Consider the following 16,305-nt stretch of genomic DNA (forward strand, 5'->3'; position numbering starts at 1 on the left):
TCGTCCGCGACGTCGCCGCCCGACCGCGCAGGGCCCGGATCCGCCACCGGCGGGGCCGGGCCCTGCGCCGTCCCGGCCCCGACTGCTTCGGCCCGGCGACCACGCCCCGTGCCGCCCGCGGGCCCTCCGGGCAGGATGCGTGCGTGGACGGGGTGCGGGTGCTCGTGGTCGAGGACGACCGGGTCCTGCGCCCCTCCCTGGAGCGCCTCCTGCGGCAGGCCGGCGCGAAGGTCGTCACCGCCGCCACCGGCGCCGAGGCGCTGCGCGCCGTCGGCCCGGGCCCCGCGGCGCCCTTCGACGTCGTCGTCCTCGACATCGGGCTCCCCGACTCGGACGGGCGCGACGTGTGCCAGGCGGTGCGCGCCCGCGGCGTCGAGGTGCCGGTGCTCTTCCTCACCGCCCGCGAGGGCAAGCACGACCTGCTGTCCGGCTACGCCGCCGGGGGCGACGAGTACCTCGCCAAGCCCTTCCACGCCGGCGAGCTGCTGGCCCGCCTCGGCGCGCTCGTCCGCCGGTCGATGCCGCGCCGGCCCCCCGCCCCGACGAGTCTCGTGCTCGACCCGGCCGGCCACGCCATCACCGGCCCCGGGGGCGAGCAGGCGCTGACGCCCACGGAGTACCGGCTCCTCGCGGCCCTCCTCGCGGCCGCCGGGCAGGTCGTGCGACGGCACGAGCTCGTGCGGGCGGGGTGGCCCGACGGTGCGCACGTGGCCGAGAACACCCTCGACCAGTACGTCGCCCGCCTGCGCCGGCGCACGGCCGCGGTGGGCGGCGCCGCCATCACCACCGTCCACGGGGTGGGCTACCGCGTCGACGGCCACGCAGGATGAGCGGCGGGGCGGGATGAGCGGCGGGGTGTCGTGGGTCGGCTCCTGGTGGCGGCGCCGGGCCGGCGCGGCGAGCCTGCGCAGCCGCCTGTCCTGGGGCGCCACCCTCGTCGTGGCCGCCTGGGCGCTCCTCCTGGCGGTCGGCGCCTACCTCCTGCTCGGCGAGGCCCTGGAGGAGGAGGCCGTGGGGGTGCTGCGGGCCCGCGCCCAGGCCGTCGCGGCCACCGTGGCCGTCGACGCGGGAGGCGCCGTCGAGCTGCGCGAGGGCGGCGACGACTCGGCGCTCGACGTCGGCACCTGGGTGTACGACCCGGACGGCGCGGTCGTCGAGCGCCCCCCGGGCGCCAGCGAGCGGATCGACGAGATCGCGGGCCGCCTCGCGCGGCGAGCGGCCGACGAGGGCGCGGAGGTCGTCGTCGACGCCGGGCTCGTGACGCCCACGCGGCTGCTCGCCCTGCCCGTCGGGACCAGCGGCGGCGGGGCGCCGGCGGTCGTCGTCACGAGCGCCTCCTTCGCGCCGTACGAGGGGCTGCGCGAGCTGGCGGCGGCGGGCTCGGCCGTCGCCGGGCTCGCGCTCGTCGTCGTCGTGCACCTCGTCCTGCGGGCGACCGTGGCGCGGGCGCTGCAGCCGGTGCAGGACATGACGGCGCAGGCGGCGCGGTGGAGCGCCGACGACGTCGACCGCCGCTTCGGCGCCGCCCCCCGGCCGGCGGAGCTCGCGGCGCTGGCCGCCGTCCTCGACGGGGTGCTCGACCGCGTGGGCGCCGCGCTCCGCCACGAGCGCACCTTCACCGCCGAGGTCTCCCACGAGCTGAGGACGCCCCTGGCCCGCGTGCGCGCCGAGGTGGACTGGCTCCGGCGCGCCGGCGGGGGCGGCGAGGACGTCGAGCGGGGGCTCGCGACGCTCGACGAGGCGGCCGCGACCCTCGAGGGCGTGGTCGTCACCCTGCTCGACACGGCCCGGGCGTCCTCGAGCCGGGCGCCGGGGCGCGCCGCCGCACGCCCCGTCCTGGAGGGGCTGGCGGGCGCCGCCCGCGAGCGGCGGCCGGAGGTCGACGTGGAGGTGGCCGGGGACGTGGTCGGGGACGTGGTCGGGGACGCGGCCGGGGAGGTGACCGGCGACGTGGCCGGGGACGTCGTCGTCGGCGTCGACGCCGCGGTGCTCGAGCGGCTCCTGCAGCCGGTCGTCGACAACGCCGTCCGGCACGCGCGCTCGCGGGTGGGGCTGTCGGCGGCCTCCGCGCCCGACGACGGGGTCGTCGTCGCGGTCGACGACGACGGGCCCGGGATCCCGTCGCACCTCCTCGAGGAGGTGTTCGTGCCGGGCGTGCGCGGGGACCCCGGGGACGGCCACGACGGCGCAGGGCTGGGGCTGGCGCTCGTCCGCCGCCTGGCGCGGGCGGCGGGCGGGGACGCGCACGCGGAGGGGCGGCCGGGCGGGCGCGTCGTCGTGCGGCTGCCCCGCGGCTGAGGGGCTCCCGCGTCGCAGCGGGCGTTCAGGCGGATGTCAGGTGCTGGCGCCGACCCTGGGGTCGACAGCGACCCCGGCGCCGCCCGCCCCTGCTCCCGCCCGTCGCGGCGCCCGCACCACGAGGCCCAGGAGATCCACCATGACCACCACCCGCACGGCCACCGACCGCAGCGCCACCGGCTCCTCGCGCGGCGTCGCCCTCCTCGTCACGCTCGCGGCGCTGTCGGTGCTCGCGGAGCTGTGGCAGTTCGTCACCGCCGGCCAGCTCTTCCCGGGCGACGGCGCTCTCGAGTACCACGAGGCGGGCGCGATCGTCCTGCACGTCGCCTCGGGGCTCACCCTCGTCGCCGCCTTCCTGGCCTCCCGCCGCGGAGCCGCGCCGACGTGGCTGTGGGTGCTCGCCGGGGTCGTCTTCGCCCTCACCTTCGTCCAGGCCGCCACCGGCGGGCGCGACACGCTGTGGATCCACGTCCCGGGCGCGATGGTCGTGACCGTCGGCTCGGTGTGGGTGCTGGCGGCGTCCACCGGCCTCGCCCGCGGGACGTCGGCGGCGCGCGCCGGGGCGTGAGCGCCGTGAGCGGCCTCGTCGACCACCTGCTGCAGGCCCCGGCCTGGGTGGTCTACCTGGCCGCCTCCGGCGTCGTCTTCGTCGAGGCCGCTGTCTTCCTCGGCTTCGTCGTGCCGGGGGAGACGGCGGCCGTGCTCGCCGGCGCCGCCGCGGCGCTGGGCCACGTGTCGCTGCCGGTCGTGCTCGTGGTCGTCGCCCTCGGCGCGACGACGGGCGACGCCGTCGGCTACGCGGTCGGGCGCCGGCTCGGGCCCGCCGTCCTCGACCACCGGTGGCTGGCGCGCCGCCGCGCGGCCCTCGACCGCGCCGCCGACCTCCTCGCCCGCCGCGGCGGCCCCGCCGTCCTCCTCGGCCGGTGGACCGCCTTCCTGCGCGCCGTCACCCCGGCTCTCGCGGGCAGCGCCCGCATGCCGTTCCGCCGCTTCCTCCTGTGGGACGTGATCGGCGGGCTGCTGTGGACGGGCGTCGTCGTCACCGTCGGCTACCTCGCCGGCACCTCCTACGCCTCCGCGGCGTCGCGGCTCGGGGAGGGCACCGCCGCGGCCGCCGTCCTCGTCCTCGTCGCCGCGGTGGTCGCCTGGCGGGTCGTGCGGCACCGCCGGTCGCGCCACCACGGGTCGGGATCCGATCCGCAGGACGGCGCGGCGCGGGAGGACGGGGCCGGGCGGGAGGGCGCGGCGGCGCTGAGCCCCTAGCGCGCCGCCAGCGCCGAGCGGGCGTCCGGCCAGGCGCGCAGGCGCTCGCGGACCCGCTCGTCGCGCTCGGCGGCCACGGCCTCGGCGCGGGCGCCCTCGAGCAGCGCGTCGAGGTCGACGACCCTTCCGCTGCCCGCCGAGGCCACGGCCGCCTCGACCACCGCGAGGCTCATGGCGTTCTCGTGCACCTCGCCGCTGGGCGCCTCGCCCGTGCGCAGGGCCGCGCAGAAGACGGCGAGGGCGCCGGCGATGCCGTCGAAGGGCGAGCGCGGCCCGGCGAGCAGCGCGTCGACGCCGGCCCGGCCCTCGGCGGGCGCGTCCTCGGCCACGACGACGACGGGCTCGTCGTCGCCGTCCCAGCGCACCGAGCCGTGGGCGCAGCTGGCGGTCCACCGCCCGTTCCACGAGGTCTCCTCGCCCGGCGCGCACCAGGAGCCGGTGTAGGAGTAGCGCGCCCCGCCGCCCGTGGTGACGACGGCCGCGGCGCTCGCGTCGCCGCGGTACCAGCTCCACGGCGGGTTGGACGTCGTGCACCACACCGCGGCGGGCTCGTCGCCGAGGACGTGCCGCGCGGTGTCGAAGGCGTGGATCGCCATGTCGACGAGCAGCGGGTGGTCCATCTCCTCGCGGAAGCCCCCGAAGCGGGGCGCGCGGAAGAACTCCGTCGTCAGGGTGCCCGCCCCGCCGAGGAGGGCCACGGCGTCCCGGAACAGCGACACGTGCGGGTTCCACCGCCGCGACTGGCTGACCATGAAGAGCTCGCCGGTCACCTCGGCGGCCGCGACGAGCGAGAGCGCCTGCGCCAGCGTCGCCGCCGCCGGCTTCTCGCCGAGCACGGGCAGGCCGGCCGCCAGCGCCGCGGTCGTCACGGGGTGGTGGGCGGCCGGGACGGTGACGTCCACGACGGCCCGCGCACCGGTCGCGCGCGCCAGCTCGACGGCGTCGCGCCCCAGCGGCAGGTCGGGCCGGCCGAGGTCCGCGGCGGCGCGCCGCGCGGCGTCCAGGTCGAGGTCGACGAGGCCGACGAGCTCGGCGTCCGGGGACGCCTCGAGGACGTCGAGCCAGGCCCGGCCCATGCCGCCCGCCCCGACGGAGACGACCGGCAGCCGCTCGTCGGTGCCGAGGTCGAGCACGCGGTGGCTCACGCCCCGTCCTGCCCGGCCACGCGCGCCGCGGGGTCGACCGCGCCCGTGTAGCCGTGCCCGCTCCAGAAGCGCTCGGTCTCGTAGCGCAGCAGCACCGGCGCCGAGCGCTCGCGGCGGTCGCTGGCGGCCCACTCGACGCCGTTGGAGATGACCCGGCGGACGCCCTCGTGGAAGTACACGGGGTAGTCCTGGTCGCCGGGGGAGAAGTAGAAGACGCGCCCGTGGCCGCGCCTGAAGGTGCAGCCCGAGCGCATGACCTCCCCGCCCGAGAACGTCGAGAGGAAAACGAGCTCGTCGGGGGCGGGGATGTCGAAGTGCTCCCCGTACATCTCGTCCTCGTCGATGACCATCGGGTGCGGGACGCCGCGGGCGATGGGGTGGGTCGGGTCCACGGTCCACACGAGCTCGCGGTCGTGCGCGCTGCGCCACCGCAGGGAGCACGAAGTCCCCATGAGGCGCGTGAAGATCTTCGACCAGTGGCCGGAGTGCAGGACGAGCAGCCCCATGCCCGCGAGGACGTGCCGGTGCACCCGCTCGACGACGGCGTCGTCCACCTCGTCGTGGGCCGCGTGGCCCCACCACGTGAGGACGTCGGTGCCGGCGAGCACCTCCTCGGTCAGGCCGTGCTCGGGGTCGTCGAGCGTCGCGGTGCGGACGACGGCGCGCTCGCCGAGGTTGGCCTCGACGCCCGCGGCGATGGCGCCGTGCATGCCGTCGGGGTAGCGGGCGGCGACCTCGGGCTCGGTCTGCTCGTGGCGGTTCTCGCCCCAGACGAGGACGCGCAGCGGCTCCTCGCGGCGCGCGCGCAGGGGCAGCGGCGCGGGGTCGGGGCCGGCCGCGCCGTCCTCCGAGGTGCGGTACGTCGTCTCGCTCATGCGCTCCTCCTGCGGGTGGGGTGGTGCTCGCGGCCGCTCGTCACTTGACCGCACCGCCCGTGACGCCCGCGGCGACGTACCGCTGGGCGAGGACGAGCAGCGCGATGGCGGGCAGCGAGGCCATGACGGCGGTCGCCATGACGGTGCTCCAGTCGCTCACGTAGGTCCCGATGTACTGGTAGAGGCCCAGCGTGATGGGTCGGACGTCGGCCGTCGTCGTCAGCGTCAGGGCGAAGAGGAAGTCGCCCCAGGCGAAGAGGAAGGTGAAGAGCCCCGCGGTGATGAGCGCGTTGCGGCTGATGGGCAGCACGACCGAGACGAACGCCCGGATCGGCCCCGCGCCGTCGACCCGGGCGGCCTCGACGAGCGAGGGCTCGAGGCTGCGCATGAACGCGAGCAGGATGAGGATCGCGAAGGGGATCCCCGCCGTCGCGTCCGCCAGCACGAGGCCGCCGACGGTGTTGAGCAGGCCGAGGTCGTTGTAGGCGCTGTAGAGCGCGTTGGCCACGATGATGCCGGGGATCATCTGGCTGATGAGGACGCCGAAGAGCACGACCCCGGCGTACCGGATGCGGAACTGCGCCAGGGCGTAGGCGGCCGGGGCCGCGATGACGAGGCTGAGGGCGACGGCGCCGAGCGAGACCACGAGGCTCGTCACGAGGTTGCCGCTCTGCTGCTCGAAGGCCGTGCGGTAGCCCTCGAAGCTCAGCTGGGCGGGGAACCACGACGTCCGCGACGCCGAGCCCGCCGGCTGCAGCGAGACGTTGAGCATCCAGTACAGCGGGAAGAGCAGAACCGCGAGGAGCGCGACGCCGGCCACGGTGGAGCCCCAGCTGCGGCGGCGCCGCTGCTGGGGGGCCGGGCCGGCGTCGGGCACGGGCACGGACGCGTTCAGCGACATGGGTGCTCCAGGGTGGTCGTCGCCGGGACGGGGGCCGGGGAGGGCGTGGGCGGCCTCACTCGTCGACCGCCCGGCGGTTGGCGCGCAGGTACAGGACGGCGAAGACCAGCGAGACGACGATGAGGACGTTGCCGACCGCGGCGCCGAGCCCGAACTCGAACTGGGTGAAGGAGAGGCTGTACGACTGCACGGCGAGGGTCTGCGTGGCCCCGGCCGGCCCGCCCTGCGTGAGGCCGAGGATGACGTCGAGGACCTTCAGCGTGTAGACGACGCCGAGCACCAGCACGACCGTGACCACCGGTCGCAGCAGCGGCCAGGTGATGTGCCGGAAGGCCCGCCAGCCCGTGGCGCCGTCCAGCGAGCCCGCCTCGTAGAGCTCCTCGGGGATGTCCTGCAACCCGGCGTAGAGGATCGTCGTGTTGAACGGGATGCCGATCCAGATGTTGACGACGATGACCGCGACGAGCGCCAGCGACGTGTCGGTGAGCCATCCCGGCGACCCGCTGACGATCCCCAGGGCGCCGAGCACCTGGTTGAGGACGCCGTTGTCGCGGTCGAGGATCCAGCCCCACACGGCGCTCGCGGCGATGAGCGGGATGAGCCACGGCAGCAGGAGGAGCGAGCGCAGCAGGTTCCCCAGGGGGAAGCGGCGGCGGAAGAAGACGGCGATGGCGAGCCCGAGGACGAACTGCCCCGCGATGGAGCCCACGGTGAAGATCGCCGTGTTGAGGGCGGTCCGGCCGAAGGAGGGGTCGCCGAGGACGGTCGCGTAGTTGTCGAGGCCGACCCACGGCGCCTCGCCGGTGACGAAGGTCCGCGTCGTGTAGTCCTGGAACCCCATGAGGAGGTTCTGGACGACCGGGTAGCCGAAGAAGGCCAGCAGGTAGACCACGGCCGGCGCCAGGAACGCCAGCTCCAGCAGGCGCACCCGGGCGCGCGGCCCGCGCCACCGGGACCGGCGCGACGCGGCGCCGCCCGCCGTCGGACCGTCGCCCGAGCCGTCCTGCGGACGGGCGGCGGCGCCGCCCGTCCGCGTCGTCGTCGTGCTCACGGGGCGGCTCAGCGCCCCTGGGCCTGCTCGAGCGCCTGCTCCGGCGTCGCCCCGCCGGTGAGCGCCGTCTGCACGGCCTCGTAGATCGACGTCGCGGCGTCGGTCCACTCGGCGCCGAGCTCCCCGGTGCGCGAGCGCAGATCGGGCACCTGGTCCACGAAGGCCTGGATGCGCGGGTCCTCGGCGACGACCTGCTCGCCCAGCTCGGGCTTGGAGGGGACGGTGCTGTTGGTGAGGGCGTCCTCGACGATGTTCTCGTCGGTGCCCATGCAGGCGATGACGTCGGCCGCGACCTGCTGGCGCGCCTCGTCGCCCGTGGCGGGCAGGGTCCACGTCGCGCCGCCCAGGGGCGCGGAGACGGTGCCGCCGGCCTCGGGCGCGGGGAGGGTCGTCACCTCGTACTCCACGTCCGGGTTCTGCGCGAGGACGGGGAACTGCCACGTGCCCTCGTAGCTCGGCGGGGCCGAGAAGGCGATGCCGTAGCGGTCGCCCTCGGTGAGCGTCTCGGCGGCGGAGCGCAGCTCGTCCCAGGTGGTCGGCGGCTCGACGCCCGCCTCCTCGAGGGCGGCGGGGTCGTAGAACAGGGCGAGGGTGTTCGTCGTGGGCTGGAGCCCGTAGAGCTCGCCCTCGTAGGTGTTCGCGTCGACGACGCCCTGGCTGTAGCCCTCGGCGGACACGCCGTACTGGTCGAGCGGGGCCAGCGCCCCGGCGTCGGCCAGCTGCTGGACGTCGGGGTTGTCGATGGACAGGACGTCCGGGAGCGTCTGCGAGGACGCCTGCTGCAGGACGCGGGAGATGATGTCGCCGCCGGGGATCGACTGCCGCTCGATGTCGACGCCGACCTCCTCGCCGCACGCGTCGAGCTGCTCGCCGTAGAAGGTGGCGCCCGGGTCGGTGACGAAGGTGTCCTGGACGGTGATGCTCGTGACGTCGGCCGGGTCGCCCGACCCGGCGTCGTCCCCGCCGCCGCAGGCGGCGAGACCCACGGCGCCGAGCAGGGCCGCGGCGGCCGCGGCGACGGAGCGCCCGGTCGCGCGGGTGGTGGGGTGGTGAGCGTGCGCTCCTCGTCGAGCCATGGCGGGTCCTCCGTGCAGCAGCTGGGCCTCCGGCGTGTCACCGGTGGGGGCGGGTGCCCCGGGCGATGCGCATCGACGGAGACGAGACCCGTCCGCGGGGTGTCCGCGGAGCCCGTCTCTTCATCGATACGGATCGACCGGCGGTGACGCTAGCAACCGGGTGGTCGCAGCGGCAAGACCGTGCCCTCCGGCTCCCGCGGTGACCGATCGGCCTCCTTGCTGCCTGGCGTCGACCTGGCCTACGGTCCGCGGCATGCGCTGAGTCGAAGCGTATCGACGCGCTCGACGGAGAGGCGCGGACACCGGGGACGAGGAGACGGCGTGAAGTTCACCGACGGCTACTGGCAGGACCGACCGGGCGCGCACGTGCTCCGGGCCCGGCAGGTCCGCTCGATCACGGCGGGCGACGGGCGCATGACGGTCCTCGCGCCCACCGCCGTCGTCCGCGGTCGCGGCGACACCCTCAACCGGCCGGCCCTGACCGTCACGTACAGCTCCCCGGCGCCGGGCGTCATCGGCGTGCGGGTGGAGCACCACGCCGGTCGCCGCTCCGCCGGTCCGTCCTTCGCGCTGGCGGCGGAGCCCGGCCACGTCCCCGACGTCGTCGTCGACGACGACGCGGGCGTCCTCACCGCGGGAGACCTGTCGGTGCGCGTGCCCCTCGGCGACGCCTGGGAGGCCGAGTTCCGCTCCGGCGGGCGGCTCCTCACCGCGAGCCGCGCGAAGGCGGTCGGTGCGGTGACGACCGACGACGGTGGCGAGTTCGTCCACGAGCAGCTGTCGCTCGCCGTCGACGAGCACGTCTACGGCCTGGGGGAGCGCTTCACGCCCTTCGTGCGCAACGGGCAGGTCGTCGACGTCTGGAACGCCGACGGCGGCACCTCCAGCGAGCAGGCCTACAAGAACGTGCCGTTCTACCTCTCGGACCTGGGCTACGGCGTCTTCGTCGACCACCCCGAGCACGTCTCCTTCGAGGTCGCCTCCGAGGTCGTCTCGCGGGCGCAGATGTCCGTGCCCGGGCAGGTGCTGCAGTACTACGTCGTCGACGGCCCGACGCCGAAGGATGTGCTCGCCCGCTACACGGCCCTGACGGGGCGGGCGCCGCAGGTGCCCGCCTGGTCCTACGGCCTGTGGCTCTCGACGTCCTTCACGACGGACTACGACGAGGCGACCGTCACGGCGTCCGTCGACGGGATGCTCGAGCGCGGCGTCCCCCTGTCCGTCGTGCACTTCGACTGCTTCTGGATGCGCGAGTTCCGCTGGTGCGACTTCGAGTGGGACCCGGACGTCTTCCCCGACCCGGCGGGGATGCTGGAGCGCCTGCACGACAAGGGGTTGCGCACCTGCGTGTGGATCAACCCCTACATCGCCCAGGCCTCGCCGCTCTTCGCCGAGGCCGCGGAGGCCGGCCACCTCGTGCGGCGCCCCGACGGCGGCGTCTGGCAGTGGGACATGTGGCAGGCGGGCATGGGCGTCGTCGACGTCACGAGCCCGGCGGCGCGGGAGTGGTACCAGGGCCACCTGCGGCGGCTGCTGGCGATGGGCGTCGACTCCTTCAAGACCGACTTCGGCGAGCGCATCCCCACCGACGTCGTCTGGCACGACGGGTCCGACCCGCAGCGCATGCACAACTACTACGCGCAGGCCTACAACGAGATGGTGTTCGAGGTCCTGCGCGAGCACCACGGCGAGGGCGGCGCCGTCGTCTTCGCCCGGGCGGCCACGGCCGGCGGCCAGCAGATGCCCGTGCACTGGGGCGGCGACTGCTTCTCGACCTTCGAGGCCATGGCCGAGACCCTGCGCGGCGGGCTGTCCCTCGGGCTGTCCGGCTTCGGGTACTGGAGCCACGACATCGGCGGCTTCGAGGGCACGCCCGACCCGGAGGTCTTCAAGCGCTGGGTGGCCTTCGGGCTGCTGTCCTCGCACAGCCGGCTCCACGGGTCGAGCTCGGTGCGCGTGCCCTGGGCCTTCGACGACGAGGCCGTGGAGGTCACCCGCACCTTCGCGCGGCTGAAGATGGCGCTCATGCCGTACCTGGCCGGCGTCGCCCGGGAGGTCACCGACGCCGGGCTGCCGATGGCGCGGGCGATGGTGCTCGAGCACCCGGAGGACCCGACGGCCGCCTTCCTCGACCGCCAGTACATGCTCGGCGGCGCGCTGCTCGTCGCCCCCGTCATGTCGGGGGACGGCGTCGTCTCGTACTACGTGCCCGAGGGGGAGTGGACCTCAGTGCTGTCGGGCGAGGTCGTCACCGGGCCGCGGTGGGTGCGCGAGCGGCACGCCGCCACCTCGTTGCCGCTGCTCGTGCGCCCGGGGACGGTCCTGCCCGTCGGCGCGCGCGACGACCGCCCCGACTACGCGTGGGACGAGGGCGTCGTCCTGCGCCTGTTCGCGCTGGCCGACGGGCACCGCTCGACCGTCGTCGTCCCCCGGGAGGACGGGCCGGGCACGACCTTCACGGTCGCGCGGGACGGCGACGAGGTCGTCGTCGAGGCGGACTCCGGCCTCGGCGGGTGGGGCGTGCAGGTGGCGGGGGACGCGGCGACGCTCGTGCGCGCACCGGAGGGCGCCCGCGAGGTGCGCCTGCAGCTCTGACGCCGTCTCAGGCGCCGGCGGGCCCGGCGACGGTCGTGCGGCGGTGCGTCAGCCGCGGCGGCACGAGGTGCACGCCGCCGCCGGTGGGCGGGTCGTCGCCGAGGAGGCGGAAGAGCTCCTGCACGGCGCGGCGCGAGACGTCGCGGCTCTCCGTCGAGACGTTGCTCACGGGCGGCGACGTCGCCGCGGCCGTGGCGTCCGGGAGCATCGCGACGACCGAGACGTCGCGCCCCGGGACGACGCCCCGCTCGGCGAGGGCCGTCAGCGCGAGCGGGACGGCACCCCCGCTGGCCACGACGAGGCCCAGCCCCGCGTCGTCGTCCAGGCCGTCGTCGTCCGCGCCGTCGCCGTCCCGCGCCGTCTCCAGCGCCCGGCCCACGGCGGCCCGGACGGCGGCCGCGGTGTGCGCGACGGGCGACAGGAGCGCGCACTCGACGCCCGCCGCCGACGCCGCGGCGAGGGCCGCGTCCCCGAAGCGGCGCACGTAGCCGATGTCGCGCTCGACGGCCTCCGGCGGGTAGCCCAGGACGGCGATGCGGCGGTGGCCCCGCTCGACGAGGCCCTCCACGGCCAGGCGCCCGGCGGCGGCGAAGTCGAGGTCGACGCACACGAGGCCGTCGGGCTCCTCCGGGACGCCGACGAGGAGCACGGGCACCCGCAGGCCCGAGGCGACGGCGATCCGCTCGTCCCGCGCCTCCACCTCCATGAGGACGATGGCGTCGCAGAGGCGCCGGCCCTCGAGGCGGGTGAGCGCGCTCGTCCCCTCGTCGGCGGTGACGAGGAGGACGTCGTGGTCGTGCTCGCGCGCGCCGCTCGCGATGGTCTCGATGAAGGGCAGCAGGCCGCCCGGGTCGGCGGAGGCGCCGAAGGGGACGACGAGGCCGACGACGTGCGTGCGCCGCCCGGCGAGGGCCCGGGCGCCCGCGTTGGGGTGGTAGGTCAGCTCCTCGATGGCGGCCTGGACGCGCTGCCGCACCTCCTCGGAGATGGGCCGCTTGCCGCTCATGACGTACGAGACGGTGCTCTGGGAGACGCCGGCGAGCCGGGCGACGTCCTTGCTCGTCGGCACGTCGCCACCTCTCTGCTCGGTCGGGCCCGCCCCGCTCCCGACGTCGACCTGCGGGTCGATCCGGATCGACGATCGACGCTAGGGCACGGCCTCGGGCGCGGACAACCACCGGTCCGCGTGCGGCGGTGCTGGTGGGCGCCCTCCGGCCTGCGTCGGCGCGGACTTCGAGGGCCGGCGGCCGGCGCGTCGGCCCTCGAAGTCCGCGCCCGCACCCGGCGGCCCGGCGCGTCGGCCCTCGAAGTCCGCGCCGGGACGGACGCGGGGCCGCCGCCCGGGAGGGCGACGACCCCGCGGTCGTGGACGGTCGCTGCTGCGACCGGTGGGGCCGCGGCCGAGGGCCGCGACCGGTGGTGCGTCAGCTCGCGGCGCCCATGAGGTGCTCGAGGGCGAGCTGGTCGAGGCGCACGTGGCCGCCGTGGCGGGCGCCCGAGGCCTCGGCGTCGAAGTCCTCGAAGGCGGTGCGGTCCGCGGCGAGGTCGGCGAGGGTCTCGCCCTCGGCGAGGGTCGGGGTCGCGAGCTCGGTGACCTGCGCCTGCTGCAGGGCCTCCTGGACGCGCGGGTCGGCGCGGAACGCGAGGGCGCGCTCCTTGAGCAGGAGGTAGGTCGCCATGTTCGCCTCGGCCGACGTCCAGACGCCCTCGGTCGACTCCACGCGCAGCGGCTTGTAGTCGAAGTGGCGCGGACCGTCGTACGTGGGACCGCCGCCCGGGAAGCCGTTCTCGAGCAGGTCGACCGTGGTGAAGGCGTTGATGAGGTCGCCGTGGCCGAAGATGAGGTCCTGGTCGAACTTGGGCCCGTGCTGGCCGTTGAGGTCGATGTGGAAGAGCTTGCCCGCGGAGAGCGCCTGGGCGATGCCCTGCGTGAAGTTGAGGTTGGACATCTGCTCGTGCCCGACCTCGGGGTTCACGCCCACGAGGTGGGGGTGCTCGAGGGTGTGGGTGAAGGCGATGGCGTGCCCGACCGTCGGCAGGAGGATGTCGCCGCGGGGCTCGTTCGGCTTCGGCTCGATGGCGATCCGGATGTCCCAGCCCTGCTCGACGATGTGCGTCGTCAGCAGGTCGACGGCCTCCTTGTAGCGGGAGAGCGCGCCGTGGACGTCCTTGGCGACGTCGACCTCGCTGCCCTCGCGCCCGCCCCACATGACGAAGGTCTTGGCGCCCAGCTCGACGCCGAGCTCGATCTGCATCAGCGCCTTGCGGAGGGCGTAGCGCCGCACGCCGCGGTCGTTCGCGGTGAAGGCGCCCTCCTTGAACATCGGGTGGCTGAAGAGGTTGGTCGTGACCATCGGCACCTGCATGCCGGTGTCCCGCAGCGCCCCGCGCAGGCGGTCGAGGATGCGCGTGCGCTCGGCGGCGTCGCGCTGCGTCGTCTCGAAGGGGACGACGTCGTCGTCGTGGAACGTGATGCCGTAGGCGCCCATGTCCGACAGGCGGTGCACGGCCTCGACGGTGTCGAGCACCGGGCGGGTGGCCGCGCCGAAGGGGTCGTTGGCCGTCCAGCCCACGGTCCAGAGGCCGAAGGAGAACTTGTCGTCACGGGTGGGCGTGGGTGCCACGGGGAGGCTCCTCGTCGTCGAGTCGGGCTTTCGTCCAGTCACTGAACATAAGCGGTCGGCGGGGCGCCGTCAACGGGGAGGGCCGCCCGTCCTCCTCCGGGTGAAGGGGCGTCACCGTCGCCCGGGGGAGGCGCTCGGGGCGTGAAGGAGGCGTCACCTTCGCGGTGGGAGGGGGCTGGGGCGTGAAGGAGGCGTCACCTTCGCGGTGGGAGGGGGCTGGGGCGTGAAGGGGGCGTCACCTTCGCCGGAGGAGGCGGAGAGGGTGGGTCGTCGTTCCGGGAGCGGTGGGCACCGGGGGCTGTGGCACGGTGCGCGCGTGGACGTCACGCGGCAGGAGGACCTGCGCGAGCGCAACAGCGCCGCGCTCCTGTCGCGCGTCGTCGCCGCCGCCGAGCCGCCGTCGCGCGCGTCGCTGGCCGCGGCCACGGGGCTGACGCGCACCACCGTCTCCGCGCTCGTCGACCAGATGCTGCTGGCCGGGCTGCTCGAGGAGGTCGACCCGCCCGGGCCGGCCCGGGGGCGACCGGCGCAGCGCCTGCGGCTGTCGGGACGGCGCGTGGCCGGCCTCGGCGTCGAGGTGGGGGTCCGGCACCTCGCCGCGGGCGTGCGCGACCTGGCGGGCGCGACCCGCGTCCTGCGCGTCGTCCCCGGCGACCAGCGCGGCGCGGAGCCCGAGCGGGTGCTCGACGCGGCGCTCGCGCTCGCCGACGAGGTGCTGGCCGCCGCGGCGGCGCAGAGGCTCGAGGTCGTCGGTGCGGCGTGGGGCCTCCCCGGGCTCGTGGACGCGAGCGCCGGCGTCGTCCGGATGGCGCCCAACCTCGGGTGGCGCGACGTCGACGTCCTCGGGCGCCTGCGGGACGGCGCGGCCGCGCGGGGCGGGGGCGCCGGGGCGCTGCCCACCGTCCTGGAGAACGAGGCGGCGCTCGCCGCCCTCGCCGAGGCGCGCTCGGTGGACGCCGCGGTCGGGTCGAGCGGCCCCGGGGCGGGTGAGGCGGCTGCGGCGAGCGCCCCGCCTGCGGACGGCCCCGCCCCCGGCAGCTTCCTCCTCGTCTCGGGCGAGGTCGGCATCGGCGCCGCCGCCGTCGTCGGCGGGCGCCTGCAGCGGGGCGAGCACGGCTGGAGCGGCGAGCTGGGGCACGTGGGGGTGGACCCGGGCGGCCCGGTGTGCGGCTGCGGGGCGACCGGCTGCCTCGAGGTCTACGCGGGGCAGGACGCCGTCCTCGCCGCCGCGGGGCTCGACCCGGGCGGGAGCAGCGCGGCCGAGGGGGGCGGGGCCGGCGCCGTCCTCGCCCGCGCCGCCGCCCGCGGCGAGGAGCGGGTGCTGCGGGCCCTCGACGCGGCGGGCCGGGCCCTGGGCGTCGCGACCGCCTCGGCGGTCAACGTGCTCGACGTCGACGCCGTCGTGCTGGGCGGCGTGTACGCGCCCCTCGAGCCGTGGCTCGGCCCACCGCTGCGGGAGGAGCTGGACCGCCGGGTGCTGCGCGCCCGCGTGCTGCCCGTCGCCGTGCGCGCGGCGCGCCTGGGCTCGGACGCCGTCGTGCTCGGCGGGGCCGCCCGCGTGCTGCAGGGCGTGCTCGAGCGGCCGGCGGCGCTCCTCGCGGCGGTTCCGCCGCCCGGCGCGGCAGGTGGCAGCACCACGTCGGCGTAGAGGCCGACCACGTGCTGCCACCTGGCCCTCTGCGGATCGCCGGCCACGAGGTCGAGGCGGAGGGCGGCCCGCTGCGCGTCCGCGGGGCCCGAGCGGGGCCGCTCGTCGCTCCCAGGGCCTGGTGCGCGGCGCCGTCGGACCGCACGATGGGCCCCCGAGCCGCGAGGGAGGACGCCGTGACCGTCGACCCGCCGACGTCGGTGCGCGCCCCGCGACGCCCCGAGCAGCCCGAGCTGACGGTCGCCGACGCCGCCGCCTGGCGGGCCTGGCTCGACGAGCACGAGAGCACCAGCGACGGCGTCTGGCTGCGGCTCGCGCGCAAGGCCGCGGCCGCCGACGGCGGCGGTCCGACGACGCTCGTCTACGCCGAGTCGCTGGAGGAGGCGCTGTGCAGCGGCTGGATCGACGGGCAGTCGCGCCGGGGGGACGAGCGCGCCTACTGGCAGCGCTTCACGCCCCGCCGGGCGCGGAGCCTGTGGTCCGCGCGCAACACGGTCGCCGTCGCCCGGCTCGCCGAGGCCGGCCGGATGCGCCCGCGCGGGGCGGCCGAGGTCGAGCGCGCGCAGGCCGACGGGCGCTGGGACCGCGCGTACGCCGGACCCGCCGACATGGTCGTCCCCGAGGACCTGCGGTCAGCCCTCGACGCGGACCCCGCCGTCGCCGCCGCCTTCGCGGCGCAGCCCGCGCAGGACCGCTACGCCGCGTGCTTCCGCGTCGTGACGGCGTCCACCCTGGCCGTCCGCGCCCGCCGCGTCGCCGCGGTCGTCGAGCGCTTGGCCGGCGCGCAGGGCGAGTAGGCGACGACTCGCCCCGGGGTGCGGCGCCCGGA

General features: G+C 76.4%; 14 protein-coding genes. 7 read left to right on the top strand and 7 right to left on the bottom strand.

Going from position 1 to position 16,305, the window contains the following annotated elements:
* The first annotated feature begins 143 nt into the window (after window positions 1-143).
* The 4 genes from Q0789_RS07020 to Q0789_RS07035 all read left to right on the top strand — a co-directional run bounded on the left by Q0789_RS07020 (window position 144) and on the right by Q0789_RS07035 (window position 3,561).
* Window positions 144-830, top strand: coding sequence for a response regulator transcription factor (locus tag Q0789_RS07020; protein WP_298803548.1), 687 nt, complete (start codon window positions 144-146; stop codon window positions 828-830).
* A gap of 13 nt (window positions 831-843) precedes the next feature.
* Window positions 844-2,298, top strand: a complete 1,455-nt coding sequence (locus Q0789_RS07025; RefSeq protein WP_298803550.1) for a HAMP domain-containing sensor histidine kinase — start codon at window positions 844-846, stop codon at window positions 2,296-2,298.
* 139 nt (window positions 2,299-2,437) lie between these two features.
* The gene (locus tag Q0789_RS07030) at window positions 2,438-2,866 is read left to right on the top strand and encodes a hypothetical protein (RefSeq protein WP_298803552.1); all 429 of its coding nucleotides are present in this window, start codon (window positions 2,438-2,440) and stop codon (window positions 2,864-2,866) included.
* Between the two features lie 5 nt (window positions 2,867-2,871).
* Window positions 2,872-3,561: a DedA family protein gene (locus Q0789_RS07035; RefSeq protein ID WP_298803554.1), complete on the top strand. Its 690-nt coding sequence runs from the start codon at window positions 2,872-2,874 to the stop codon at window positions 3,559-3,561.
* Here Q0789_RS07035 and Q0789_RS07040 read toward each other — a convergent pair.
* From Q0789_RS07040 to Q0789_RS07060, 5 genes are all read right to left on the bottom strand, one after another.
* On the bottom strand, window positions 3,558-4,706 hold the full coding sequence (locus Q0789_RS07040; protein ID WP_298803556.1) for a Gfo/Idh/MocA family oxidoreductase: 1,149 nt from the start codon (window positions 4,704-4,706) through the stop codon (window positions 3,558-3,560). The genes Q0789_RS07035 and Q0789_RS07040 overlap by 4 nt on opposite strands.
* The gene (locus tag Q0789_RS07045) at window positions 4,703-5,581 is read right to left on the bottom strand and encodes a ThuA domain-containing protein (protein WP_298803558.1); all 879 of its coding nucleotides are present in this window, start codon (window positions 5,579-5,581) and stop codon (window positions 4,703-4,705) included. The genes Q0789_RS07040 and Q0789_RS07045 overlap by 4 nt, the downstream gene beginning before the upstream one ends.
* Window positions 5,582-5,621: 40 nt before the next feature.
* Window positions 5,622-6,482 (bottom strand): carbohydrate ABC transporter permease, encoded by an 861-nt coding sequence (locus tag Q0789_RS07050; RefSeq protein ID WP_298803560.1) that lies wholly within the window; start codon window positions 6,480-6,482, stop codon window positions 5,622-5,624.
* A gap of 55 nt (window positions 6,483-6,537) precedes the next feature.
* A complete protein-coding gene (locus tag Q0789_RS07055; RefSeq protein WP_363326061.1) occupies window positions 6,538-7,410 on the bottom strand; it encodes a sugar ABC transporter permease in 873 nt (290 codons plus the stop codon).
* A 131-nt stretch (window positions 7,411-7,541) separates the two neighbouring features.
* Window positions 7,542-8,609 carry an extracellular solute-binding protein gene (locus tag Q0789_RS07060; protein WP_298803564.1) on the bottom strand — a complete coding sequence of 356 codons (1,068 nt, stop codon included), beginning with the start codon at window positions 8,607-8,609 and terminating at the stop codon, window positions 7,542-7,544.
* 321 nt (window positions 8,610-8,930) lie between these two features.
* Here Q0789_RS07060 and yicI point away from each other — a divergent pair, with 321 nt between their 5' ends.
* A complete protein-coding gene (yicI, locus tag Q0789_RS07065; protein ID WP_298803566.1) occupies window positions 8,931-11,204 on the top strand; it encodes an alpha-xylosidase in 2,274 nt (757 codons plus the stop codon).
* Between the two features lie 7 nt (window positions 11,205-11,211).
* On the opposite strand, the gene Q0789_RS07070 is transcribed toward yicI, so the two are convergent.
* A complete protein-coding gene (locus Q0789_RS07070; RefSeq protein ID WP_298803568.1) occupies window positions 11,212-12,273 on the bottom strand; it encodes a LacI family DNA-binding transcriptional regulator in 1,062 nt (353 codons plus the stop codon).
* Window positions 12,274-12,628: 355 nt separating this feature from the next.
* The gene (xylA, locus tag Q0789_RS07075; RefSeq protein ID WP_298803571.1) at window positions 12,629-13,828 is read right to left on the bottom strand and encodes a xylose isomerase; all 1,200 of its coding nucleotides are present in this window, start codon (window positions 13,826-13,828) and stop codon (window positions 12,629-12,631) included.
* A 316-nt stretch (window positions 13,829-14,144) separates the two neighbouring features.
* On the opposite strand from xylA, the gene Q0789_RS07080 reads away from it, so the two are divergent.
* Both Q0789_RS07080 and Q0789_RS07085 read left to right on the top strand, forming a co-directional pair.
* Window positions 14,145-15,476, top strand: coding sequence for an ROK family transcriptional regulator (locus Q0789_RS07080; protein WP_298803574.1), 1,332 nt, complete (start codon window positions 14,145-14,147; stop codon window positions 15,474-15,476).
* Window positions 15,477-15,652: 176 nt separating this feature from the next.
* A complete protein-coding gene (locus Q0789_RS07085; protein WP_298803576.1) occupies window positions 15,653-16,273 on the top strand; it encodes a YdeI family protein in 621 nt (206 codons plus the stop codon).
* Window positions 16,274-16,305: the final 32 nt, after the last annotated feature.

The organism is uncultured Pseudokineococcus sp. (genome assembly GCF_947499845.1).
Classification (GTDB): domain Bacteria; phylum Actinomycetota; class Actinomycetes; order Actinomycetales; family Quadrisphaeraceae; genus Pseudokineococcus.